General features: G+C 35.2%; 27 protein-coding genes and 1 pseudogene. 25 read left to right on the forward strand and 3 right to left on the reverse strand.

Translation table 11 applies throughout. The annotated features are described in order from the left end of the window. Nucleotides 1-163 precede the first annotated feature (163 nt). From pyrH to ACDJ58_RS06475, 11 genes and pseudogenes are all read left to right on the forward strand, one after another. Nucleotides 164-901 (forward strand): UMP kinase, encoded by a 738-nt coding sequence (gene pyrH, locus ACDJ58_RS06425; RefSeq protein ID WP_413376438.1) that lies wholly within the window; start codon nt 164-166, stop codon nt 899-901. Between the two features lie 575 nt (nt 902-1476). Next, nucleotides 1477-2076, forward strand: coding sequence for a hypothetical protein (locus ACDJ58_RS06430; RefSeq protein ID WP_413376440.1), 600 nt, complete (start codon nt 1477-1479; stop codon nt 2074-2076). 440 nt (nt 2077-2516) lie between these two features. Continuing rightward, nucleotides 2517-3122: an oxidoreductase gene (locus ACDJ58_RS06435; protein ID WP_413376442.1), complete on the forward strand. Its 606-nt coding sequence runs from the start codon at nt 2517-2519 to the stop codon at nt 3120-3122. An 857-nt stretch (nt 3123-3979) separates the two neighbouring features. Further along, nucleotides 3980-4381 carry a DUF4279 domain-containing protein gene (locus ACDJ58_RS06440; RefSeq protein WP_413376444.1) on the forward strand — a complete coding sequence of 134 codons (402 nt, stop codon included), beginning with the start codon at nt 3980-3982 and terminating at the stop codon, nt 4379-4381. A 90-nt stretch (nt 4382-4471) separates the two neighbouring features. Then, nucleotides 4472-4768, forward strand: coding sequence for a hypothetical protein (locus ACDJ58_RS06445; protein WP_413376446.1), 297 nt, complete (start codon nt 4472-4474; stop codon nt 4766-4768). 287 nt (nt 4769-5055) lie between these two features. Further along, nucleotides 5056-5112 (forward strand): annotated as a pseudogene (locus tag ACDJ58_RS06450) (integrase); the annotation flags it as partial. 284 nt (nt 5113-5396) lie between these two features. Beyond that, the gene (locus ACDJ58_RS06455) at nt 5397-5801 is read left to right on the forward strand and encodes a hypothetical protein (protein ID WP_413376448.1); all 405 of its coding nucleotides are present in this window, start codon (nt 5397-5399) and stop codon (nt 5799-5801) included. Between the two features lie 275 nt (nt 5802-6076). Beyond that, nucleotides 6077-6856, forward strand: coding sequence for a hypothetical protein (locus tag ACDJ58_RS06460; RefSeq protein ID WP_413376450.1), 780 nt, complete (start codon nt 6077-6079; stop codon nt 6854-6856). A gap of 164 nt (nt 6857-7020) precedes the next feature. Beyond that, complete coding sequence (locus tag ACDJ58_RS06465) at nt 7021-8607, forward strand: RNA-directed DNA polymerase (protein ID WP_413376452.1); 1587 nt, start codon at nt 7021-7023, stop codon at nt 8605-8607. Between the two features lie 191 nt (nt 8608-8798). Further along, a complete protein-coding gene (locus tag ACDJ58_RS06470; RefSeq protein ID WP_413376454.1) occupies nt 8799-9056 on the forward strand; it encodes an ECs_2282 family putative zinc-binding protein in 258 nt (85 codons plus the stop codon). 8 nt (nt 9057-9064) lie between these two features. Beyond that, complete coding sequence (locus tag ACDJ58_RS06475) at nt 9065-9562, forward strand: hypothetical protein (RefSeq protein ID WP_413376456.1); 498 nt, start codon at nt 9065-9067, stop codon at nt 9560-9562. Nucleotides 9563-9855: 293 nt separating this feature from the next. Here ACDJ58_RS06475 and ACDJ58_RS06480 read toward each other — a convergent pair whose 3' ends face one another. Further along, nucleotides 9856-10170 (reverse strand): hypothetical protein, encoded by a 315-nt coding sequence (locus ACDJ58_RS06480; RefSeq protein WP_413376458.1) that lies wholly within the window; start codon nt 10168-10170, stop codon nt 9856-9858. Nucleotides 10171-10410: 240 nt separating this feature from the next. Here ACDJ58_RS06480 and ACDJ58_RS06485 point away from each other — a divergent pair, with 240 nt between their 5' ends. From ACDJ58_RS06485 to ACDJ58_RS06540, 12 genes are all read left to right on the forward strand, one after another. Beyond that, a complete protein-coding gene (locus ACDJ58_RS06485) occupies nt 10411-10908 on the forward strand; it encodes a hypothetical protein (protein ID WP_413376460.1) in 498 nt (165 codons plus the stop codon). A gap of 165 nt (nt 10909-11073) precedes the next feature. Further along, complete coding sequence (locus tag ACDJ58_RS06490; protein WP_413376462.1) at nt 11074-11625, forward strand: hypothetical protein; 552 nt, start codon at nt 11074-11076, stop codon at nt 11623-11625. Between the two features lie 142 nt (nt 11626-11767). Further along, on the forward strand, nt 11768-12331 hold the full coding sequence (locus tag ACDJ58_RS06495) for a hypothetical protein (RefSeq protein ID WP_413376464.1): 564 nt from the start codon (nt 11768-11770) through the stop codon (nt 12329-12331). A gap of 73 nt (nt 12332-12404) precedes the next feature. Continuing rightward, a complete protein-coding gene (locus tag ACDJ58_RS06500) occupies nt 12405-12848 on the forward strand; it encodes a phosphotransferase (protein WP_413376466.1) in 444 nt (147 codons plus the stop codon). Nucleotides 12849-13074: 226 nt separating this feature from the next. Continuing rightward, nucleotides 13075-13785 (forward strand): hypothetical protein, encoded by a 711-nt coding sequence (locus ACDJ58_RS06505; protein ID WP_413376468.1) that lies wholly within the window; start codon nt 13075-13077, stop codon nt 13783-13785. A 164-nt stretch (nt 13786-13949) separates the two neighbouring features. After that, a complete protein-coding gene (locus tag ACDJ58_RS06510; RefSeq protein WP_413376470.1) occupies nt 13950-14510 on the forward strand; it encodes a histidine phosphatase family protein in 561 nt (186 codons plus the stop codon). Nucleotides 14511-14685: 175 nt separating this feature from the next. Beyond that, the gene (locus ACDJ58_RS06515; RefSeq protein ID WP_413376472.1) at nt 14686-15648 is read left to right on the forward strand and encodes a hypothetical protein; all 963 of its coding nucleotides are present in this window, start codon (nt 14686-14688) and stop codon (nt 15646-15648) included. Between the two features lie 190 nt (nt 15649-15838). Further along, nucleotides 15839-16372, forward strand: coding sequence for a YfiT family bacillithiol transferase (locus ACDJ58_RS06520; RefSeq protein ID WP_413376474.1), 534 nt, complete (start codon nt 15839-15841; stop codon nt 16370-16372). A gap of 206 nt (nt 16373-16578) precedes the next feature. Then, nucleotides 16579-16839 (forward strand): hypothetical protein, encoded by a 261-nt coding sequence (locus ACDJ58_RS06525; RefSeq protein WP_413376476.1) that lies wholly within the window; start codon nt 16579-16581, stop codon nt 16837-16839. A gap of 62 nt (nt 16840-16901) precedes the next feature. Next, on the forward strand, nt 16902-17408 hold the full coding sequence (locus ACDJ58_RS06530) for a hypothetical protein (RefSeq protein WP_413376478.1): 507 nt from the start codon (nt 16902-16904) through the stop codon (nt 17406-17408). Between the two features lie 199 nt (nt 17409-17607). Further along, the gene (locus tag ACDJ58_RS06535) at nt 17608-19005 is read left to right on the forward strand and encodes a hypothetical protein (RefSeq protein WP_413376480.1); all 1398 of its coding nucleotides are present in this window, start codon (nt 17608-17610) and stop codon (nt 19003-19005) included. A gap of 810 nt (nt 19006-19815) precedes the next feature. Beyond that, a complete protein-coding gene (locus tag ACDJ58_RS06540; RefSeq protein ID WP_413376482.1) occupies nt 19816-20475 on the forward strand; it encodes a hypothetical protein in 660 nt (219 codons plus the stop codon). Nucleotides 20476-20798: 323 nt separating this feature from the next. Here ACDJ58_RS06540 and ACDJ58_RS06545 read toward each other — a convergent pair whose 3' ends face one another. Next, complete coding sequence (locus ACDJ58_RS06545; RefSeq protein WP_413376484.1) at nt 20799-20945, reverse strand: hypothetical protein; 147 nt, start codon at nt 20943-20945, stop codon at nt 20799-20801. 265 nt (nt 20946-21210) lie between these two features. On the opposite strand from ACDJ58_RS06545, the gene ACDJ58_RS06550 reads away from it, so the two are divergent. Together ACDJ58_RS06550 and ACDJ58_RS06555 are read left to right on the forward strand one after the other, a co-directional pair. Further along, a complete protein-coding gene (locus ACDJ58_RS06550; protein WP_413376486.1) occupies nt 21211-21396 on the forward strand; it encodes an aspartyl-phosphate phosphatase Spo0E family protein in 186 nt (61 codons plus the stop codon). Between the two features lie 36 nt (nt 21397-21432). Next, the gene (locus tag ACDJ58_RS06555) at nt 21433-21735 is read left to right on the forward strand and encodes a hypothetical protein (RefSeq protein ID WP_413376488.1); all 303 of its coding nucleotides are present in this window, start codon (nt 21433-21435) and stop codon (nt 21733-21735) included. 124 nt (nt 21736-21859) lie between these two features. Here the strand turns inward: ACDJ58_RS06555 and ACDJ58_RS06560 are convergent, their stop codons facing one another. Then, nucleotides 21860-23542, reverse strand: coding sequence for an ABC transporter substrate-binding protein (locus ACDJ58_RS06560; RefSeq protein WP_413376490.1), 1683 nt, complete (start codon nt 23540-23542; stop codon nt 21860-21862). Nucleotides 23543-23564 lie beyond the last annotated feature (22 nt).

Below are 23564 nucleotides of genomic sequence, written 5' to 3' on the forward strand. Positions count from 1 at the left end.
CGTAATGTAAAATTACTTAACGGAAAAACATGGAAGGGGTGGGGGTATGAGGTGGAAACGGAAGACTTACATTCAGTCGACTTGCGTAATTTCATATTTCCATTCCATTAGGACACTAAAGCATTTATTGCTTTAGTGTTTTTATTTTATGGGGGTGTAATAATTGTCAAGGTACAAAAGGGTTCTCGTTAAGCTAAGTGGTGGAGCAGTAGCAGGAAACTCTGAATTTGGTTTTGAGCCAGAAAGGTTAGACCATATTGCGGATGAAATTATGTCAGTAGTAAATTTAGGCGTTGAAGTATCGTTAGTTATAGGTGGGGGTAACATTTTCAGAGGTAATATGGCGGAAAGCTGGGGGATAGAAAGGGCAGAAGCTGATAACATTGGGACGCTTGCGACTGTAGTAAATAGTTTAATGCTTCGTGGAGTTCTTAAAGCCAAGACCAAAAAGGAAGTACGAGTAATGACGGCAATACCTATTACTTCAGTTGCAGAACCATACATCCGTCTAAGAGCAATCCACCATCTAGAAAAAGGCTATATTGTAATTTTTGCAGGGGGGAACGGTCAACCTTACGTTACAACAGACTATCCTTCAGTACAAAGAGCCATCGAGGTTAATTGTGACGCTTTATTAGTTGCAAAGCAAGGTGTTGATGGTGTTCTTAATGCAGACCCTAAATTTGATAAAAATGCAAAGAAATTTCGTTCGCTTCATTACAACGACGTTTTAGAACACAACTTAAAGGTAATGGACCAATCAGCTTTCATTTTAGCAAGAGACTACAATTTGCCAATGCATGTGTTTAACTTCGATAAACCAGGCTCGATGAAAGAAATTTGTGAAGGTATGAATAACGGTACGATAATTAGTGGTGAATCAGTTTCAGAGTTGGAATGAAATATGTTAGAAATACTACTCTCCCTTGATTTAGCGAAACGATAGTTCCACAAAAGAAAAGTTCTATTCAAAATCCCACTCGGCCATGGAGTGGGATTTTGTTTATGGCTCCACAAAGTCAGACCTCCCAAGCTTAGATATTCAGAATCTTTTAAGTTGGGGTAATACCAGCGTCGCTGTCACCAAGTGCAAGCGTATGGGTTAGATTGGGAATTGTTGTTTGTGATTTAGATAACATAAAGTTAACCTTATTCATAAATAATGTAAATTTTATGTCATTCCTCGCTTCAATTGCTCTGATATAATTTCTGCTAGAGCGAGCCTCCCAGTAAACAAGTAACAACTCAACCAGAACAAAACACTGAGGCAAAACTGATAAAGTCATCGGAAAGTAAAGAAAAAGTATCGCCCCATTTGTTATACAGTAGTGAAGAATTATTCGCTGTATGGAAGTAGCTTTTAGCACATGGTGATATAAAAAGAAGGAACAGAAGATTTTAATCCATACGGGGATTAATTCAATTAGCAAGCGAGTAAACATGAGAAATCATAACTTCATAGTAGGAGTGTGAGATATGAAAAAAACAATATTGGCTTGTATGATGATAATGTTGATGCTAGCATCGGCTTGTGGAAATGTTGAAAAGACATCAAATCCCAATACTTCTAGTGAGCCTAAACCTGAAACTCAGGAGGCTATTATTCAAAAAAACACATCCGATTATTGTACGGTAGACCGTATAAGCTTGGATAGTGAAACTGAAAAATATTTCTATGGAACTTGGAAAGTTGAGAAGCTTTTAGGATTTGCAAATTCATATAATGATGCTTCTGAATATCCAACAGGGCAAAAATTTATTGGAGATAAAGTTATAATCGAAAAAGACTTTTTTTCATCAAAAGGACTTAAAAAGTATAAGAAATATCAATATGAACTAAAAAATCCATTATATCAGATTACGGCGACATGCTATAACTCTGACTCTTTTTATAGATATTATAAAATAGATATCCCAGACTTACATATAAATGATGAAATAAAGGCAATAGATATAAGTGACTCTTCTACAAAAATGAGCATACCTGTAAGTTTAAGCTTTTTAGCTGTTAATAACGATAGGCTTATCTTGTTATCAGAGGCAACTATTTTTGAGCTTAAAAAAATTATTGATTAACTGATTAAATGAATTAAGGTTATGTAATAAGTTCTGTGCTAATTTATAAACAAGAAAGGTCAGCCTCTTTAGGCTGACCTTTTCTTGTTTATATCGTAAAACGATTAAACTACAGTGTATATACTGGATATTTGTGAGTATAACCCATGCCTTTACAAAATAAAGTTGCTTCTTCATTTCTTCGTCTCGTTAAGTTTCTATCATATGAAAATGCTTTGCTTACTAGTTTTGAACAATTATCGTTTTCTTCTTTTGATCCGTATGGATAAGGGTTTGAGAAAACTATTAAATATCCTTTATTCGCCAATTCACCTTCTTAAATGTAACAATATGGGTTATCATATACGTAGTTAAGGCACTAGTAGATGGGATATGTTGTATTTGTGAAATACAAAAATTAGATATTATATGAATTCAATTGACAATTACGAGGTGATTCAATGAGAAAAAACATAGCAATAATCATACTAATGGTTGGATTGATAATAAGCATGTACTTCAACTATCAATTCAAAGCGTACAAAGACAATCAAAAAGTTGATTACACGATTAAACTAAATCATGGAACTCAAATTGGTATAAAAGAATCCATCTACAATTTAGATAATGTGATAAAAAGCTTAGAGGACAATTCTTCGAAGGAAACAGTCATACACGCATTAGGAAATGTGGCAGTATCTTTGAAAGTGGGTGAAGAATCATTCGTCTTTCTGAAATCCGACTTCCGGGAAGATCAATTATCTTCAACCTATTTAATCTATAATGTGTTTAGAGATATGTATACGCATATAAGAGTAGAAATCATAGGCGAAATATTGTCGAATAAGATATCGCTAGAAAAAGAATCGAGAAATCAACTAATTAAGGATATAGGAGTTCTTAAACATGATTTGGAGTATATTGATAGTCAATTTAACGAGGATATTCTGAAAGAACAAAGTCCTAAGTGGATTGAAGACAAATGGAAAGAGTTAATTGGAGAGATTGTAAATAGAAATACGGATTATAAGTTATATGAAAGAATTAAAATAAAGTACAATTTATAAGTATTGTGGAAGGTAATTGACATCTAGATAACAACATATCTACGCCGCGTTGCTTTCGCTTCTTGGTCTGTTGAGGATATTCGAAGACTAGGTGACCCTGTACTATCTTACTGATTTGCGACAAGTCGCTGCACTCTTTGAGGTAGTGAGGGTTCGTGGATATAACAGCGTTACATGAAGGTGAAGCAGCATCACAGACGTTACGTGCAATTGAATTAAAGGAGTTAAAGTAGGTGAGTTCAGTAGTAGAGAGGAAATTCAAAAGTCATTTTTTTTATATTGTTCTACTGTCAGTTCCATTTGTAGTATTAGAGAGTTTGCTTTTATTAATATAACCTAACACCGGATTAGGCAGGATTATAAGCTTGCCCATAACTTTTATGATGAATGGTGTGATTATTCTAATCTCATCTAGCATAGTTTATTATTTGCATAAACACACCAGATATAGAGTTGTTGGACGAGTTATTCTAGGATTAATGATATGTTTAACTCTTATCGTAACAGTATGGTTGTATCCACAGGATTCATCCATACATATTTCAAAAATTATAGTAGAAGATATTAAGAATTTATGGAATAAATAAGGACTTTAATTCGTATATAATTTCTAATTAAATAATATTTTTAAAAGTGTTTCAGGTAGAATGCAACATCACATAACAAAAGTTTCACGCTACGGGCGTGCACCCTTGATTGGAAGAAGTAGATACAGTAAAAGCATAATCACCAAACAGTTTTCATCCTAAGATAAGAGCTATCTAAGGATGAATCCCATCGTGAATCTTTAAACGTTAGGCGAAATCCATACATTAATTCTTAAAGAGGTGAAACCCCTGAAAGACAAAACTGAAGTAATGGCCTATTTTAGTTTGTTTGGAGATGAATTCGATCCGAATTATGTAACTTCAGTACTTAAAATTGAACCTACGAATACGGCTTATAAAGGCGATATAATAAACAAAAAGCATCGAATAAAAGAAACATCATGGACATTAGGTACGGATTATGAAGAATCATTAGATGTAAATCACCAATTAACAAAAGTAGTCGATTTATTAAGAAACAAAGTAAAAGAGATCAATTCAATTCGGATTGAACATCGATTAAGTACGAAATTTTTCATTGTAATAAGAATAGAAGAGGGGAAAACGCCTGCTCTTTATTTCGATTCTGATTTTATTGAATTTGTTAATATGATTCATGCTGAAATTGATGTTGATTTGTATGCAAATCCATATAATGAAGAATTGGAATAAGAAATAAAGTTTGTAAGACACGCTCGTGAATACAGGAACGTTATATGAAATCCTCAAGAAGTAGAAAAACCGTAAAGGAAGTGAGAAAGATTGATTAATAGCCAGGAAGTGATCAAGCGTTTTTTAGAAGATGAGATCCCATCACAAGAACTTTATGAAGCTATATTTGATTTCATTGACTCAGCTCACATTCGTAGTGGTGAGTTCGAGGGGAATTACTTCATTATCAAAAAGATGGATTTAAACAACTTTATTATCTATGCAGAGAATATCCATCCAGATGAAAATCATAGAGAAATTCCATATAGTACTTCGATCTATAAAGAGAGTTTGCTTAAAGCAATAAATAACCAGGCAAGAGAAAATAATTACATATTAAAACCGTAGAAGCTAAGCTCTCTCTGGAGAGTTAGTGAATAAGTGGATTGATTGTAATATCTTTTATTCCTGTTGCGTGCACACGTTGCCAAAGGGCGGACTAACACAAAGAAAGCAGGCCGTATTGTTTCTGACCTATTTTTCCGGGCTTCGTGTAGGTGAAATTGTACGTCTGCATGAGACAGAAGAAGGGGCAAAAGGATCGTAGGACGCTCTTTCAAATCTCGCCTGGGATATCGTGCTTTCTGAAGAAACAAGACGACGTGCAGGAATTGTGAAAGGTAAGTATTCATGCTGTGAGACACTCTTTCGCCACTCATTTACTGGAAAATGAGACAGAGATACGATACATTCAGGAGCTACTCGGTCATATGAGTGCACGAACAACTCAGCGATGTACGGATGTTAGTAAGAAAAATATTCAGCGTATTCAAAGCACACTGGATCGTATGGACATGGGAGATTGAGTATCCTAATATATCTCCCTTTTTCACCAAATTTTTCTTCGCAAATATCACCGCATAGGTTATCATATACGTATTCAGATATCTGGCAGGATGTGTGGTATTTATGAAGTACATAGATTAGATGTTAGCTGAAATTGCTGTAATAAGAAATAAATAAGAGGTGCGGACAAATGGAGGAGACTAGTCCTAAGTATGCTGATAAAGAATCAATTGAAAGTCTTATAAAGAAATTACATTTATCGCCACTTACTCCGTTTTCGCAGGACTGGGAATATACGTCGGCTGATTCTTCAAGAGTAAATGAATTTATTACATATTATGAGAAAAATAAATTAAACAACAAAGAGAAATTTACGCTGACGATAGTTATAATATCTTCTTTTGATGATTATCTTTCCAAGGGAATAGGAACGGAAGACATCAAAATTTGGAATCGAATAAAACAAAATATACTTAAGGACTATAAATTACATATCAATACCATTATCTATTGGGCACTAGAAGAGAACGACCTAGAGGATTGTTTTGCAGTCACACCTTATATACGAGAGATCTTAGAACAAAAGAGCATGTAACTAACAACAAACAAATATCACTCGAGCATCTCGATGAAGTCAGAAACTCCAGCTAACACCGTATTCACGCAGCGGTCCTGACGGATGCAGAGGCTTTTCGGGGAAGCGGAATCAGCAGACAACCTTGCACTGGCTAGGTCTTCGACACGGCTGACCCGATCGCTGCGCTGGATCGGTCAGCAGCTTAAGTCAGTGAGGGTTCGTGAATACAATAATGTTATCGGAAATTCTCATAAAATATACTGAATAAAAAAACTGTACAGGAGGTGTAAAGAATGTTTAGCATTTATGAAATATCTCAGGAAGAACATGAGATGATTGTAAGAGCAAACGATCAATTTGGATTAATCTTTGAAGTATGTTTAGAGGCAATAGAGTTATCTTGGACATTTACTAAAAATTATCAGATCAGTGCCTGGATATTTGCTGGTTTTTTATCTCAAACCAATAATTCATTGTATTTAGCGTTTTTATCATTAATTAGAAGGCATACTGTTCAAACAAGCTTTAATTTACGTTTATCAATTGAGTCTGCAGTATTGGCGTGTTATGCATTGTATAATCCTAAAATCGATAGTTTTGCTATCAAAAATGATCAAGGTTCAATGGTAGAGAAATCAGGAGTGAAATCAAAAGCAAATAATTGGATTGAAAATAATTATAAAGACATGTCTGATACAATTCATGTGTATAAAAAGCAGATTAATAGTAAATTCGCGCATTCTAGTATCTTAAGTGCATTTGGAAATTTTGAATTGAGTGAAGAAAACTATCAAGGAGTTTCTTGGATATTTGATAGAACTGAAGATAGAGACATTCATTTTCAACTACTAAGTTTGGTTAACCTAGTTCTTATACAGGTTGAAATGTTTTATAGAGTAATTAAAGACTATCCCATAGTGGGAATTGTTGATGACTTTACTTCCCGTTATGAAAAGATACATGGGACTGTGACTTTATTAAATGACTTTTATAAATTGATTGCTGAAGAACTTGCTAAAGGGGAAGAAGTTGAAATACCTATCTTACGTACACTGAATGAAGAAGAAACATGAGAACATCCGATAACTTAATATTCAAGTAGCGGCTCCGTTGGAGCATAAGTCTACTGGAAGAATTTCGAGGAGGAATTTCAGCAGACACATCCGACTAAGTCGGACGTCATGAATACAGGAACGTTAGGTGAAATACTATAATAATTTGGAGGTCAAAATTTAAAATGTTGAAACTAAAAGAAGAATCTCTCAATTGGTCCTTGAAGCATATTAATAAATACGGGGATTCTTATGTTTCTCCAAAGCTTTTTGAATTTGAAGCAATTAATGAGAATTGGGATGATGTGAAAAATCATCTATTAACAACTGATGTATACTCTAATGGAGTTAGACCATATAGAACTACTATCACACCAAAGAGTAATGTCGGGTTTAGAATATGTACTCAATTAGATCCCTTAGATTCAATAGTGTATAACGCATTGATTTATGAAATATACGAAGAAATAGAAAACAAAAGAATACCAGCTGTACATGATGTTGTGTATTCATTCAGGCTAAATCCTGAAAGTGATGGTACACTGTTTGATCCTAAATACAATTGGAAGGAATACGAAGATAAAACAAGAGATTTGTTAGAATCTGAAGAGTATTCGTATGTTGTGATGACAGACATTACGGACTTTTACCCGAGTATATATTTACATAATATTGAGACCCATCTGCGCGAATGTGTAAGGTTAAGTGGAAAGAATGCTCATGCTGAGACTTTGATTAATATAATTAAAGCTATGCACATCAGTCAGACTCATAAAGGACTTCCAATTGGTCCTCAGTTTAGTCGCCCAATAGCGGAGCTTATACTAAATGAGATCGATATGATACTTATTGAAAATGATATTATGTTTATTAGATATGTCGATGATTATCGGCTTTTTTGTAAATCTGAAAATGATGCCTATAAATCTTTAGCATTCTTAGCACAAAAGTTATATGATATTTTAAATTTAAAATTAAATGAACAAAAAACTAAAATTTTGACTACTGAAAGCTTTATTTCTAAGCATCTTTATTTATATAAGGATAGAGAAAAAGATAGGGTAATTGAAGAGTTCTATGAGTTATTAGATAAACTGGGGTTTAGTAGAGATTTCTATGGGGAAATTGATCTTTCCTTATTGGGAGAAGAAGAAATAAAAAAACTCCATGAGTTAAACATATTTGAATTACTAGAAGAAGAACTTGATAAAGATGACTTTGATATAGGCTTTGCTAAATTTCTAATCGGAAATTTAGCGCGTTTTGATAATACTGAAGTAGCAGAATTGATATTGACAGAAGAAAATATGAGAAAGTTGTTTCCTATTATTAAAACTATTATTAATCATCTTGAACTAGTTAGATCTTATAGTGAAGAACAAAAGCATGAAATAGGAAATAAAGTGTTAAGCCTACTTCAAAGTAGCTTTATGAGTGAGTTAGAATTCAATAGATCTTGGTTATTGCATCTATTTTCTAATAATGATGAATGGAACAATAAACATTTTTTTTCAGAATTAATAAAGAAATATCATGATAACTTCACAGTGAGAGAGCTGATCCTGGATTTAGGAAGATCAAAAAATCATAGATATTTTAGAGAAAACAAATTTAGTATTATTTCTGATCCTTGGGTCAGGAGAGCTTTTCTAGTAGCAATAAGTTGCCTACCAAAGGATGAACGAAATCCCTATTATAAATCAAGAGGTTTAACTCAAAGAGATCTATTAGAGCAAGTAATAGAGAAATGGGCGCAGAAAAACTCCTTCTAGAATGTCTAGAAAGCATAGTACTTCACCTAACATAATATTCAAGCAACGGCTCCGATGGAGCCTTGGTCTGCGGGAAGGATTTCGAAGAGGATTCTCAGCAGACAACCCCTTCGGGGTTCATGAATACAGAAACGTTATAGGAAATCAGCGCTAATTATTGATGAAATGGAAACAAAGGAGATCATGTATAAATGGATAATTTAGAAAAGAATATAAAAATGTTTTGTAGAACTTGTGGAAATGATCAGTTCTCTATCCTCGATGAATGCATTTATGATTTACAGAGCGCACCAAATGAAACAAAAATAAAATGTTCGGACTGCGGTCTAGTTACAACGAAAGAGGAGCTAATTGAAGATAATAGTCATATTATTGCAGCGAATTTTGAAGACTTGAAGAAAGAAGCTATAAAGAAATTAGAGAAGGAATTGAAAAATCTTTTCAAGTGAGGAGAAATATGACTATAACTGATCTATGGAATCAATTTAAAGACGTCTTTGCTGATCTTGTGAAATATGGATTTCCTACTGTAGCTATTATTGTATCTCTGCTATCGTTCAAAGATTCTAGAAAAGCCAATAAGGTTCGAGATAGACTTAATGAATTAGAAGAAAAACTAAAGCAGTTTGCTTTAGAGGAGAAAGAAAAAGCTCGTTTGGATGAAACTAAGGCATCAATAGAAGCTCGAATAATAAATATATCTAAAGGCAAGTATAAATTGAAAATTTGGAATTCGGGTAAAGCTACGGCTTATAATGTTAATTTAGAAATTCCAGATGAGTTTAAAGGAATAATTTATACAGATAAGGTTCCATATGAGTTTTTAGAAGCTGGAAAAAATTTTGAGGAACATATTCTAGTTCATAGTGGTACTCCAAGGAAGTTTACAATTAAAACTACCTGGGAAGATAGTAAGGGAATAAATCATTTAAAAGAGCTCATTCTAACAATATAAATCTAAGGAAGTTTAGGTTTTTCAAAGAAGTCGCTGAAATCCTATAACATAATATTCACGCTTCGGCTCCTTTGGAGCCTCGGTCTGCAAGATGGATATCGAAGAGGGATTTCAGCAGACAACCCCTTTGGGATTCATGAATACAGAAACGTTATACGAAAGGGATGCAATGATTAATTATTTGAATTTCTTATATTTATTATCATAGAATTTATACCTACAATAAACAAAATAAAAAGGGTCGTTCAATCTAAGAAAAACCCCTTTCAATGAAGGGGCCAACACAGAATATATTAAGAAACAATTCCCCAGTTTCTTTGAACATGCCACTTCGGGTTATTCCAAGTAACTAGATCTAATGGGTTAAAATATTCATCAGTTAGTAGGATTTCTTTTAACTGACCTGGTAATATGCTCAATACGTGACTACCGCTATCACTTGTATAATCATACATATGATATCTAGGCGATTTATCTTTGTATTTATTACTTGGGCCATAATCGAAGGGAGCACATAGTCGCTTTAATGAGTGTCCATCTTCATTAGAAAAGAAGGTTACCATAATTTTTCTTTTTTCGTTAATAGCCTGTAAAAATAGCTCATGCATTTCGCATTCCTCCTGGATTATTATAGAAACAACACTTTAATTTTATCACATTAATTATATTTAAAGAAATAATTTACAATCATGCAACACGAAGAAGGCATCCCAATCCTATAACATAATATTCACGCTGCGGGCATACGCCCTTGATCCGGCATTCGCCGGACACCTAGCATTTGCTAGGTCGTGAATACAGGAACGTTATGTGAAATCAGCTTAAATAAGAGAGAAAGAGTGAGATAGATGATTCAAAGCAGATATTTATTTGTATCTCGTGCAGGCAAAGTTATAAAGATCGCCCGACCTAAAGATCATAAGCATAAATCTGTTCCTCAATTAGCAGGTGAGGAAGTACTTGAAGTGATCTTATATTACAGGAATAAAGACAGGAAGCCGCATAAACTACTTATGGTGGAATTTGATAGATTCCATTTAGATTCGGACGGAAATTATAAACAGACAGAAGAAGATAGAAAAAGAGCTATTCATAATTTTCTTTCTTTTGGGATGGCTGATTTGCATGAAGGAACAGAAGTAGAAGATAAGCCACTACCTATACCTGTTGCGCCGATAATTCCGACGACTGCTGAGAAAAAATCATTATACGATTACATAAATGAGAAACTACCCAGTTTTTCAGATGATGCTCCTTATGTAGTGGAAAGTAAAATTAAAGCTGCTAAAGAGAAATATGAAGAGTTTAAAAGCATGGCAAAGAAATCAAACAAGCTGTCTAAGTAGTTCGAAGAAGAAGCAGACATCACATAACATAATATTCACGCTGCGGACATTCGTCCTTGGCCCGGCATGCGCCGGACACCCAGCATATGCTGGATCGTGAATACAGGAACGTTAACTGAAATTACTTGTAAACAATCAAAAATGAAATATTCGGAGGCACACACATTGATAAAAAGACTTATTGAAATATTCGAGAATGCAAATAGAGACTTTTTAGAAAGTGATCTTGACTTATTAATATCTAAAGTTTCTGAGAGGACACTTTGTGGTGCGCTAATGTTACATATAAATAATATAATAAAAAAATCTGAATTTGCAGAATACAAGGTAGACGTGGAATATAATCGGAATAAAAATGGTAAAATCAAAACAATTGTAAAAACTATTTATGGACCTAAGGATGTTGGGGTTAAGATAAATTGCGATCTTATTGTTCACAGCCGGGGAAATAACATTAACCAAGACAATTTAATAGCGATAGAGATGAAGAAATCCGATAGAACAAAAGAAGAGAAAGAAAGTGACAGAATCAGACTAATTGCTTTGACCAAAGACAGTTATGATGATGTTTGGTCTTTTGATGGAAATACATTCCCAGAACATGTATGTAGATATGCATTGGGAGTTTATTATGAAGTAAATTATAAGAAGAGAAGCATTAATATTGAATATTATAAAGAAGGGCATATATTTGATGAGAAGGAAGTCAAATTTTAAGGTGGTATTTTTAATATATATGTAACTCAATAATGTAAGCAACTTCAGTTAACATAATATTCAAGCCGCGGCTCCTGATGGAGCCTTGGTCTGCGAGATGGATTTCGAGGAGGTGTTTCAGCAGACAACCCCTACGAGGTTCATGAATACAGAAACGTTATATGAAATCAGCGCAAAACTAAAGAAAGGACCTATAATAATGAATTATCAATACAATTTGCAATTTGAAACATTGTGCAACTCATTAGAACTTGGCGAATTAATCAAAATCCCTGAAGCTATTTCAGGTGGTTTGTTACATAAGATGTTTGTAATCCAAACTTCCACGAGTAAATATGCCGTCAAAGCTCTAAACCCCCAGATAATGGCAAGACCAACCGCGCTAAATAATTATATCAAATCGGAAAGAATCGTTAGCATTGTATCTAATTATATACCCGCTCAACCGGCGAAAATATATAACTTGGGATTTTTACAGAACATTGACAATCAATATTATATTATTTTTGACTGGATAGAAGGGAATAGTTTGAAATCTCATGAAATCACTAAGGCTAATTGTAAGAAGATAGGGTCAATTCTTGCTGAAATTCACAAAACAGATTCCTCTCAGATTGGCAATAGTAGCATCAATGAACTTTCTAATGGGATTCAACAAATTGATTTGGAACTTCTATTTAAATATGGGGAAAGAAATTCATTCTGATTGGGTAAACCTCTTATCCAATAACATTGAACAGTTATTTTTATGGAATGAAAAGGCCAAGAGGTCTTCTAAGATGTTGGCGGCGGATAGCGTATTTAGCCACAGAGACTTAGAGCCTAAGAATGTTATGTGGAAACAAGGAAGTCCTATTTTAATTGATTGGGAGTCAGCCGGAGAAATAAACCCAAAACACGATTTGATTGAAACCGCTGTTTACTGGTCTATGAATGAACCGAGTGGAATTGACAAAGACAAATTTCATGCATTTGTTTGCGGTTATCAAGAATGTTATGGAAGTATAGATGCTGATTGGAGAACTGTTCTAGAACTTGGCTATTTGAGTAAGTTAGACTGGTTGGAATATAGTCTAAAACGTTCATTGCAGATTGATTGCGCAGACGAAAGTGAGCAGGAAATGGGAACAAAACATGTAACAGGAACTATAAATGCACTGAAAGAATATGAAGAAATGGTTTCTGTTTTAGAAACCTGGTTACACAATTTAAACGAAGCATAAGTTAATTCGAAGAAGGCGCTGACATCCTATAACATTATATTCACGCTGCGGGCCTAACGGCCCTTGGTCTGCCAGGTGAAATTCGGGGTAGTGATTCAGGCAGACAACCTCTGCGAGGCTAAGTGGCAGAGCCACCCGGTGCTGACGCACCTTAAGCCTCTCGGGTTCGTGAATACGGGAACGTTAGCTAAAATTGCCTAGTACATTTAAACTAAAGGAGATAAAAATGACTGATAACTATGAAATTACGCTAAAAACGAATTTTTCTTTTAACCATATACAGTCTGCAGTATTTTTGGCAAGGAATGCTTTACAAGTGGAGAAAAATAAAAACAACAGTAGTGATGTAGTTGCTCGAATTCAATATGAATCTTATGTTACAGGCGCACTATTGTGTACAGTTGGTTATTTAGAAGCTACAATAAATGAATTTTTCTCCAACATAAAAGATGAGAATCATAATAACAATAAGAGATTGAAACCGAAGAAAAGAGAATTAATTAACTCAATGTGGGAACTAGGTATACCAAAGACAGCTAAATACAGTATTTTAGACAAATATCAAATCGCTCTTACATTAGCTGATAAAAATCTTTTTAAAAAGGGAGTTAGCCCTTATCAAGATGTATATTTATTAATTCAAGTTAGAAATGCAATTACTCACTATGAGCCAGAATGGGTTACAACTGAATCGGAATTTCCAGAAAAAATAACTGAGCAAGCTTTAGAAAAGAAACTGAAACATAAATTTGGTTTAAATCCTTTTGCTAATTCGCCTGATCCATTTTTTCCTGATAAATGTTTGAGTTACGAGTTTATCAAATGGGGTATACATTCTTCCATGAAGCTTACAGAAGTATTTTTTGAAGAACTAGATTTGAATTATCCTATATCATGGCTTTTAAATAATGAAATTTATAATTTAAATCTTGAGTAATTTAATAAAGCAAGCAACATCAGCTAACATAATATTCACGCTGCGGACATTCGTCCTTGGTCCGGCATACGCCGGACACCTCAGCATAGGCTGAGGTCGTGAATACAGGAACGTTATGTGAAATCACAGTAAACTATTTATCAGAGCGACTCAAGGAGGTCTGTATGGAAACCATTATCTATATGGTTAGGCATGCCGAATCACCATATGATGAAGGAGATGAAAGAACAAGAGGCCTTACCGCAAAGGGTAAGGTGGATGGTGAAAAAGTAACGAAGTTACTTGTTGGTGAAGGAATAGACATCATAATTTCAAGTCCATATTCTCGAGCAGTACTGAGTGTTGAGGGATTGGCTCAGCATTTAAACGTAGAGATAGAAACATTTGAAGATCTAAGAGAACGTCATTTTGCTTCGGATTATATTATTGATTTAATGTCTGAAATCAGAAATAATTTCCACAAACCTGAATATGCCTTACCAAGTGGCGAATCTAATTTAGATTGTCAGAAAAGGTCAATTGCAGTGCTCAAAACCATATTAAAAGAGCACAAAGGGAAGAAAATTGTTATTGGGACACACGGTCTTGTAATGACTTTGATGATGAATCATTTTGATTCAAATTATGGCTTAGATTTCTTAGATCAATTAAAGAAACCGGATATCTATAAAATGCAATTTGAAGACTTAGAATTAAAAGAAGTAATAAGAATATGGAATGAATAGATTTATGTAAGTTTATCGAGGAGGACTGTGACATCACATAACAAAATGTTCATGCATCGGGGCATACGCCCCTCGGTCGCCAGAGGTATTTCGGAGAAGTAGACGCAAACGACACATCCGCACCACCCAACCTCATCGCTGCCAGTCACTTCGTTCCTTTAGGGTGTGGTACGTCGTGAACACGGAAACGTTATGTGCAATTGGAGCAAGGAATATAAATCAGTTTATCTCAGGAGGAAATATGAAAAGCTTTATACAAGAACTTAGTGAAAGAAAGTACAGTGAATTCGATTCGTTTCCTTTTTACTTTATCCCTGGTGATTATCACGATCTTGATTTTCATGAGTTTGAAGATGGTTCAATGTACGAATTGAATTATGAAGATGATTTTTTTGTTTCCCTTCAGATAAATAGATTTGATGATATTCTCTTATTCGAATTCATAAAATTAGGCGACGATTTGGGATATTATAAAGATTGGTCGTTTAGAAAATTTGTATCTAGAATGAAAGCGGTTGTGGATCAATCTGATAATATGTTTGTAAATAACTATGATGATAGTGATAATGAAATTGCGAGAGCCTTTTTTCTTACAATGACTGTTAGTGTGGAAGAATTTCCAAACTTTTTTGAAGCATATTTACATTTAACTAAACGATGCAAGGATATAATTCGGATAACAGAGAATAGTCTAAACTCAATTATTTGGGATAAAGAATTTGAAAAAGATGAAAAGCTTTTTTGTGATGTTTTTCTAACTCGTTACTTTAAATCGTTAGGTTTTGACAAAGTAAAGTATAATCATGGGAATAAAGAATTTGGGAAGGATTATATACTTGAAATTGTAAATATTTTTGGGGATAGAGAATATTTTGCGGTTCAAGTGAAAGCTGGGGATCTTTCAGGTAATGCTAAAGGAAGTATTTTCGAGATAACAAATCAAATTAAAATGGCTTTCAAAGTACCCTATAATGATTTTTATGGTAAGGAAATTTATATTTCGAAAATGCTAGTAATCTTTTCGGGTGTTATAAGTGAAAATGCTATTCAAATAATAAAGAGTGATATTGATAACTATATGAAAGCGAATATTTTGTTTTTTGATAAGAAGCATCTGCTTTCTTTAAGAGAATTATAGAATGAAGGTTATTCAAGATGGCCCCAACAACACATAACATAATATTCACCCATTGGGCATGCGCCCTTGGTCCGGAAGAGGGATCTCGGGGAAGCGGAAGCTGCCGGACACATCCGACTGGGTCGGACGTCATGAATACAACAACGTTATGCGTAATTATTGCAATTCTAAAGAAGAAAGGAGAAATACAATGGATCAAATCAAATATCCGATTGGTCAATTTCAACCCAAAAACAATCTTTCAAATGATGAAATAATAAATCTTATTAAACAAATTCCTGAACTAATTAAGCGATTAAATGCATTGCTGGTTGGTCTCGAACAATACCAATTGGAGACTCCGTATCGGCCGAACGGTTGGACAGTAAAGCAGGTCATACATCACTTAGCTGATAATGATATGAATGCGTACCTGAGATTTAAAAGAGGATTAACTGAAAATAATCCATTAGCAAACACATATCGAGAAGATTCGTGGGGAGAATTAATTGATTACAAGAAGTTGCCCGTAGAGAATTCGCTATCACTTATTGAAATATTGCATCATCGCTTTTTAGTGTTGCTGAAAGAACTTAGTATAGAAGAGTATAAACGGACTATACAAACCGAAGTATTAGGAATAATTACATTAGAGACAGCTATACAAAGGTTTATTTGGCACAACAAACACCATGCATCCCAAATCGAAAACCTAATAAGAAGAGAGAAATGGAAAGACATATAAGAAAGAGGGTAATTGTAAGGAGTTCAAAGATGGCAGTAACAACGCATAACATAATATTCAAGCTGCGGCTCCTTTGGAGCCTAGGTCTGTGAAAAGGATTTCGGAGAGGCATTTCAGCAGACAACCCCTTCGGGGTTCATGAATACAACAACGTTATATGTAATGGCCAAAAATATATCTTGAATGATGCTCAAAGGAGAAAATTTATGAAAAGATATAGAGTATTGAATTTTTCTTTTGATTCTCGATCAACGCTTTTAAATACAGAAATCAATGAGGATTGGGAAGAAGAAGCTAAATTACGTTGGAAAAAGAATAAACAATTTATTTATGAAGGCATTATACATACTTATGGTGTAGAGAATTACGATAGTAAATTAAATAATTTCTCTTCTTTTGGATTATTACCATTCTCGATCATTGCTTTCCACAATAAATTTTTCAAGCAAATAAGAGATCTTTCATAATTGGTTCTTACTATCCCGCTCTTACTGCCGCTTGTTCATTAGGCGAACGGATACTTAATCATTTGGTTCTTTTATTAAGAGATGAGTATAAGAATACAGAACATTACAAAAATGTGTATTCAAAGAAGGCATTTGATAATTGGGATAAGATGATAACTCCTTTAAATGACTGGGGAGTTTTGCTTCCGGAGGTAGTAGAAAAGTTTAATGAACTGAAAAAATTAAGGAACTATTCTATTCATTTTAATCCAGATACAGATGTGCAGGATAAAGAATATGCACAGTCGGCTATCGACATATTGAAAGCAATTATTGAACTACAATTTGGTGTAGGAGGACCAGTTTTAAGGCCTTGGTTTATAAATTCGATACCAGGAGCATTTTATATAAGCAAAGAAGCAGAAGAATTACCTTTTGTTAAGAAAATTATCTTGCCTAACTGTGCTTTAGTTGGTCATAAACATAGACTTGAAAATGAAGCGAACTGGTTTAAGGTCATAGATGATTATGAATATGAAGACAAAGAAATTACTGACGAAGAATTTAAAGATTTATTGGTAACTCAATGATGCGGCCACAACATATAACATAATATTCACGCTGCGGGCATAAGTCCTGGGTCCGGCATTCGCCGGACACCCGACATACGTCGGGTCGTGAATACTGGAACGTTATACGACAGAATCAAAGATAGAAGAAAGGATTAAGTTTGAGTCTTATAGAACCTAAGATCGTAAGATTAAATCTAAAAAGTAGGTGTGAACAAATATGAATGAAATGAATAAAGATACCAAAATGGTAGAATTAGCTGTTGGTTTAGATTTTGACCAAAATATTGATGTTTTAATCGCTGAGCTTTCTGAAATTTTAAAGAACAAGAACGCTCAAATCATTACGAAAGAGGTGAACGATGAAACTGTTGTAACTTGTATATATAAAGATCAAATCAGAACTTTCGAAGATCTAAATTTAGTTTTGGAGTTTAACTTTACGAAGGACATTTTTAAAAGCATGAAGGTCTCTGTCGCCCATCATCAGATAAATGAAAATGATTTGGAATTGTATATTTATAAAAATATACAAATTAAACTATTGAATAGTGTATATAAAGAAAACTCAAGTAAATATACTGTTCGAGTATATAAGTGTATCTTTAACAAAACGACTATAAAAGGTGTTTATACAATAAACTGGGGGAATAAGATTCAGATGTTTCCTTTAATGGATTTTGAGAAAGATGAATCATTCTCAGAACATATTATTGTATTTGATGTGGAAGTCAGAGCAGTTAACTTAGATCAAGCTAGAAGTATGGCATACAACATTGTTTCAGATTTTACAGCTTTTCTGTCTCTACTTATAGACGTTGGATTTCAAGATTTAAGGTCAAAATATATGAATTTTTTAATGAAAGACAATTTTGGGAGATTACAAGCTTCCCGTTATCGTACAGGTGCATATGATAAAGAGCTAGGCTTATACATAAAAGATAATTTTTATGGCATTACTCCTGAAGATAAACCTGGATATGATTATGGTCCGATTTATTTGCTTGCTGAGGAAACGAAGGCGAAGGCGAAGGTTACTTATCAACTAGATAGTGATGCTTTTTTAGAAGATAAATTCAAAAATAGAGAAATAAAGAAAAAATCTACAATGAAAAATGAATATTTAGAAGGTTCATTTGCAGAGATCCATAATCCGTATAACTCTATTAAAGTTCCAAGGAAGATTAGAGAATACTTTCGTGAGATCAAACAGCTTGAAGAGAAAAATGTGAATAAATACGAATTTTTTAGAAACGCATCTCGTATTTACGCACTTGCTAAGAATATTGAGCAATTTAATGAAACCTCAGCTATATCTTATATGGTAGCTTCTGTTGAAGCTCTAGGAAAAAGTGAAAAGATGAGTTTTTCTGAGATTTGCAGAAAATATTTAGGTGAAGATGTAGATTTAAAATTTCTTGACTATCTCTATGGAAATGTTAGATCAGGACATTTTCATTCAGGGGAATTTGCTTTTCTTGAATATGAGGTGAATTTCAATAGATCAATGGATAGTTTATACACTAACCTTATTCGGAAAAATCGCCAAGCTAAAAAAAGTTTACGAAAAGTCTTAGTAAGTTGGATTGAAGATAACTTAAACATGAGATACCATTAAACAGCTTATCTTTACAATGATTTTTAATTTCGATGAGAATAAATAAATTTTTTACATGAATACAGATAGAGTCACCAAATTCAAGAAGAAATTCCGTCGTATAACATAATATTCAAGCAGCGGCTCCTCTGGAGCCTTGGTCTGTTAGATGGATTTCGAAGAGGCATTTCGGCAGACAACCCCTTCGGGGTCCATGAATACAGAAATGTTAGGCGAAATACTATAATTGATGAGGTGAGTATTATGGATATTGAAGACTTGTTTATGAACGATGGTATGTTAGGACCTAAAAGATTCTATGAATTCGAAACTTTCATACTGAAAATGCTTAAACACCATATTGAAGATCAAAATAAATGTTTTTAATTAACAACGGAATCAATTAACTTTGGTGATGCATATTCAGAAACAGGATTTGATAAGATACAAGGACCAGTTTTAATTGAAATTAAATATGACTTGAACCGCCGTACAATGCGATTGAATTTTTTTCAAGATCAATTAATTAAGTTCTCTAACAAAACTGGAAAGCAGATTACGAGTTTTTTGGTAATATCAGCTGCCACTGTAACGCCTCTATCTTTGAAGAAGGCGGAAAAGTCTATAAATGAAATACGAGATAAGTTTAATTTAATAATATGGGGACCAAACGAAATAAAACAAATAATAAATAAGCATAAACGATTTGCAAATGAAGTTATGAATAATTTGTTTCAACTACGAATGGAAGCAGTAATACAAAGAAAAAGTTCAGAGAACGTTGTGAGAAAAGGAATGATATAAATTAAATGTAACAGAGGAGAATATACTATGAGCGAATTGCAAATCATGAGAGATGAAAGACAGAAGAATGAATTACTATTAAATCAAGAGTTTTTTCAAAAAGATTTTAATATAAATTTTCATAAAAGTGTAAGAAATGTAATATTATTAACAATTTTGCTGGGTGGGTTTTTAGCATGGTGTAGTGCGGGGACAGAAAGTAATATATATCTGTTTTTAAGCAATTATAATTTAGATGTTAGTGAGTCTAATGCATTATTCTTAGTCATAGGTTTTCTTATTTTGATGATTTCATTATTTTCTTTTCCAATAACAGTAAAAAATACTTATAAGAAGATTGAAGTAGAAGCATTATTATTCAGTTCAACACAGAGTGAAATATTTAAAAATTTTATATGTACAAAATTATCATATTTAGACAGCACACCAATCACAAATATTCAAGATGTATTTAAATATATTAAAACTGAGAAAGCTGAGGACATTGCATTCACAGAGATTGAATTCGAAAAATATCTTTCTTCCTATCTACAGAAAAAGAGAATAATTATGTCGGCGTTGTTTTACGGTAGATATGCGAAATTAATACTATTAAATCAATGCATTGAAAAAACTCTAGTGCAAATAAAGTCAAATCCGTATGGAGAGTACATTTTGATAACAAAAGATAATTATTCGATTTTGTAGGAGATAAGGTCTTTTCATCACAAGACGTTACCAACAAGACTTCTGTCCTAGATATTCATCTGCTTTCACTTAATTATAGGTGAAAGCAGATGAAGGTAAGTGGTAAGTAGAGGAAAGAAGAAGCAAGGTCTCTTCATTTATTACAGCATCAATTAGGCATAGGATATATAGATATTCTTTTCAACTAACTTGGACAAATTTTTTGTTCAATCTCTCATCCCGAGCAAATTGCTTTTATGCTCAATTTAGGTGAAATACATCTAATGACATGAAACGAAGAATGTAGGTGTATATGTAATTAATTTTTTTTATATTTATAGTGTTTACTCACTTTCTTCCCCAAGTAAATACCCGACAGAAACCTCCAAAGCCTTCGCAATCATCACCACTTCATAATCTTGAACAAGACGATATTGACCCTCCAGTTGCGAAAGACTGGTTTGACTGATATCCAACCCCAATGTTTGCAATCTAGCCAGGAATTCTCTTTTTTTGATGCCTTTACTTTTGCTGATAGTTACAATTCGGGAACCAATAATATTTTTGACACCGAAGGTTTATATCGGTGTTTTTTTATTTTAATTCGATCCCCGCATTAAAATGATCTTATTTTATCTTACAATTCGGATGAGACAAGAATAACAGGTACACAACATCGAATCGTATTAAAAAAGTTACTCATGTCTAGTATTAACAAGACATGGCGCAGTTTAGACCCATCAGAGAGGTGGATGTATGAGCCGGTTGCTTGACTTATTGGAAGAGGAACGGCGCAAGCTTAATCAGCTTGGAGAGGCATCCTTGAAGCAAGCGATTCCGTTGTGGGATAACCCCGAGGTTCAGGAACAGAGCCGAAGGGTAGATGAACTGGTGGCCCAAGTGGGTGAAATGAAGGCGAGACATAACCGAGTTGTACGATGATGAGTGAGGTACATAATGCGTAGGGGAGGAGAAGCAATGAATTTTCCGCCGTGGTTGGAACAAGCAATTCAGGCGAGGCTAGATGAGGTGTCTGCCCAGATCGAGCATGATTCTAAACTGAGTCGTGTACGTGAGGAAACAGATGAAGCATTTGAAGCGTTGTTTGCTGGCAAGGATACCGAACAGACAGCGGAATATGCCGAGTGGGAGAATCGTTATATTGTCAGCAAAGGCATAGAGAATGAACGGTTGTACATGCAAGGGCTGAGGGATGGGATTGAGTTGACAGTTTCCTTGCTAGGTCAATCGATGCCGGAGGAGGGCAATACGAAGGCTTAATCCACTAACGCGAACCCAAAATCAGGGGAAGCGACCCCGATCTTCACTTAAAAACCCGAGCCGAAGCGTGAATTACTCGCTTCGGCTCGGGTTTTAATGCTTTACTTTTCACAACATAAAATTCTTACTTCCCACTCACAGACTTAAACCAGTCATTCACTTCTTGTGTGATCTGATCTCCGCCATTGGCCTTCCAGTTGGTGACGAATTGGTCAAAGGCATCAACTGGCAGTTGGCCGTAGATGATTTTGTTGAAGGTTTCCATCTCGGACTGGCGGAGCAGGTTCCATTTGGATACCATGGTTGGTGTGGCTGCGCCAGTGAAATAGTTTTGTTTACGAATGTCGATTTGCGACATAACGACTTTACCTGCATACCAGTTTTCCGGTTTACGGAATTCGGCCATTTGTTTCTCGTACGGTGTTTCAGGCTTCTCGCCGTTGGCCAGCTTCACGAGTGTTTTCATGTACAGATCCGGGATACGAGCCGGGCCGGTCAGGAAAGGGAATTCGTTGGAGAAGTCTTTGATCTTCTCTTTGTCACTGGACGGTTGTCCGTCAATGATATCCCAGTCGTAACCTTTGGCGAAGCCATATTCATACTCACTGCCCGCAGCCGGGTTAGCCAGGTTATCGAGCAGGTAGTTGTAGTACAGGAAGATGGCTTCTGGATGCTTCGCATCCTTGTTGATCATGATACTTGCGTTGACACCAGAGTTCTGCCACTTCGTACCGATCTTGCCGTCTGGGCCAGCCGGAACAGGGTAAGCTTTATATTTTGAGCCAGGTACGTTCTTCAGCAGGTCAGGTGCAGGCCAGTCGGGTACCCAGTTTGCGCCAGGCAGAATGCCCGCTTTGCCGGCGGTCCAGCTCTCAGCGGATTTGCCTTCGTCCCACAGGGCGGAGTCGGCGTGGATATAACCTTTGTTCATCCACTCAGCCAGCTTGGCAAGTGCTTGTTTCGCACCCGGGTTAACGGAGCCGTACTCCAGATTGCCGTTTGCGTCTTTGTTCCATTGCTCCTCGATTGTGCCATATGCACCGAACAACCAGTCGAGCTGCCCCATCCAGGTGTTGGTGTTATTTTTCAGCGAGATCGCCAGCGGGAATACTTTGTCTGGAGACAGACCGTCCGGGTTTTCGTTCTTGAATTTGTCCATGATGTTCTCAAGATCTGCAATGGTCTTCGGAGCTTCCAGGTTCAGCTTCTCCATCCAATCTTCTCTAAGCCACAGCAATGTGTCATCGTTATCAGTATACTCCATGATAGGCATATTGTATTTCTTACCGTCCTTAGTGAACGGATACCACAGTTCAGGATGTGCTGCTGCGTGATCTTTCAGGGTCTGACTCGCGTACTTGTCGAACAACTCATCAATGGCGATGAATTGACCGGAGTCGATCAGCTGATTGGTCAATACCGCATTGGTCGGTACGGACACGAAATCAGGCAGCTTCTCGCCAGAGGCAATTGCCAGTTGCAGCTTTTGTCTGTATTGATCGTCATTGGCCGGATACCAGGTATCTTTATGCTTCATACCCAGCGTTTCCAGCATCCAGCGATCGTGCACGTTATTTTCTTTGGTATCCCCTTGCACGTATTTCTTCGGCATTAATACCGAACTGAATTCGATGGGTGGGTCGTATTTTCCTTTGGCAAAAGCAGCTTCTGCTTCAGCTGAACCGACGGTCGCCGGTGTATCATCTTTGGTACCATTCTCTTTGGCTGTCTCGCCACTGCCGCATGCAGTGATCGTGATGAGTGCGATAACCATGAGCAGTGACCACCATGTTTTGAATTTGATCATTGTTCAATCCCCCTACGATGTA

The sequence above is a fragment of the Paenibacillus taichungensis genome (assembly GCF_047302525.1).
In the GTDB taxonomy this organism is placed as follows: Bacteria; Bacillota; Bacilli; order Paenibacillales; family Paenibacillaceae; genus Paenibacillus; species Paenibacillus taichungensis_B.

Bases quoted from the DNA above. Each gene is read 5' to 3' on its own strand.
- ACDJ58_RS06430 (WP_413376440.1), top strand. From the start codon at position 1,477: ATGAAAAAAACAATATTGGCTTGTATGATGATAATGTTGATGCTAGCA.
- ACDJ58_RS06485 (WP_413376460.1), top strand. From the start codon at position 10,411: ATGATTCAAAGCAGATATTTATTTGTATCTCGTGCAGGCAAAGTTATA.
- ACDJ58_RS06460 (WP_413376450.1), top strand. From the start codon at position 6,077: ATGTTTAGCATTTATGAAATATCTCAGGAAGAACATGAGATGATTGTA.
- ACDJ58_RS06560 (WP_413376490.1), bottom strand. From the start codon at position 23,542: ATGATCAAATTCAAAACATGGTGGTCACTGCTCATGGTTATCGCACTC.
- ACDJ58_RS06475 (WP_413376456.1), top strand. From the start codon at position 9,065: ATGACTATAACTGATCTATGGAATCAATTTAAAGACGTCTTTGCTGAT.
- ACDJ58_RS06525 (WP_413376476.1), top strand. From the start codon at position 16,579: ATGAAAAGATATAGAGTATTGAATTTTTCTTTTGATTCTCGATCAACG.
- ACDJ58_RS06550 (WP_413376486.1), top strand. From the start codon at position 21,211: ATGAGCCGGTTGCTTGACTTATTGGAAGAGGAACGGCGCAAGCTTAAT.
- ACDJ58_RS06435 (WP_413376442.1), top strand. From the start codon at position 2,517: ATGAGAAAAAACATAGCAATAATCATACTAATGGTTGGATTGATAATA.
- ACDJ58_RS06440 (WP_413376444.1), top strand. From the start codon at position 3,980: ATGGCCTATTTTAGTTTGTTTGGAGATGAATTCGATCCGAATTATGTA.
- ACDJ58_RS06540 (WP_413376482.1), top strand. From the start codon at position 19,816: ATGAGCGAATTGCAAATCATGAGAGATGAAAGACAGAAGAATGAATTA.
- ACDJ58_RS06510 (WP_413376470.1), top strand. From the start codon at position 13,950: ATGGAAACCATTATCTATATGGTTAGGCATGCCGAATCACCATATGAT.
- ACDJ58_RS06470 (WP_413376454.1), top strand. From the start codon at position 8,799: ATGGATAATTTAGAAAAGAATATAAAAATGTTTTGTAGAACTTGTGGA.
- ACDJ58_RS06480 (WP_413376458.1), bottom strand. From the start codon at position 10,170: ATGCATGAGCTATTTTTACAGGCTATTAACGAAAAAAGAAAAATTATG.
- ACDJ58_RS06555 (WP_413376488.1), top strand. From the start codon at position 21,433: ATGAATTTTCCGCCGTGGTTGGAACAAGCAATTCAGGCGAGGCTAGAT.
- ACDJ58_RS06535 (WP_413376480.1), top strand. From the start codon at position 17,608: ATGAATGAAATGAATAAAGATACCAAAATGGTAGAATTAGCTGTTGGT.
- ACDJ58_RS06505 (WP_413376468.1), top strand. From the start codon at position 13,075: ATGACTGATAACTATGAAATTACGCTAAAAACGAATTTTTCTTTTAAC.
- ACDJ58_RS06455 (WP_413376448.1), top strand. From the start codon at position 5,397: ATGGAGGAGACTAGTCCTAAGTATGCTGATAAAGAATCAATTGAAAGT.
- ACDJ58_RS06520 (WP_413376474.1), top strand. From the start codon at position 15,839: ATGGATCAAATCAAATATCCGATTGGTCAATTTCAACCCAAAAACAAT.
- ACDJ58_RS06465 (WP_413376452.1), top strand. From the start codon at position 7,021: ATGTTGAAACTAAAAGAAGAATCTCTCAATTGGTCCTTGAAGCATATT.
- ACDJ58_RS06500 (WP_413376466.1), top strand. From the start codon at position 12,405: ATGTTGGCGGCGGATAGCGTATTTAGCCACAGAGACTTAGAGCCTAAG.
- ACDJ58_RS06495 (WP_413376464.1), top strand. From the start codon at position 11,768: ATGAATACAGAAACGTTATATGAAATCAGCGCAAAACTAAAGAAAGGA.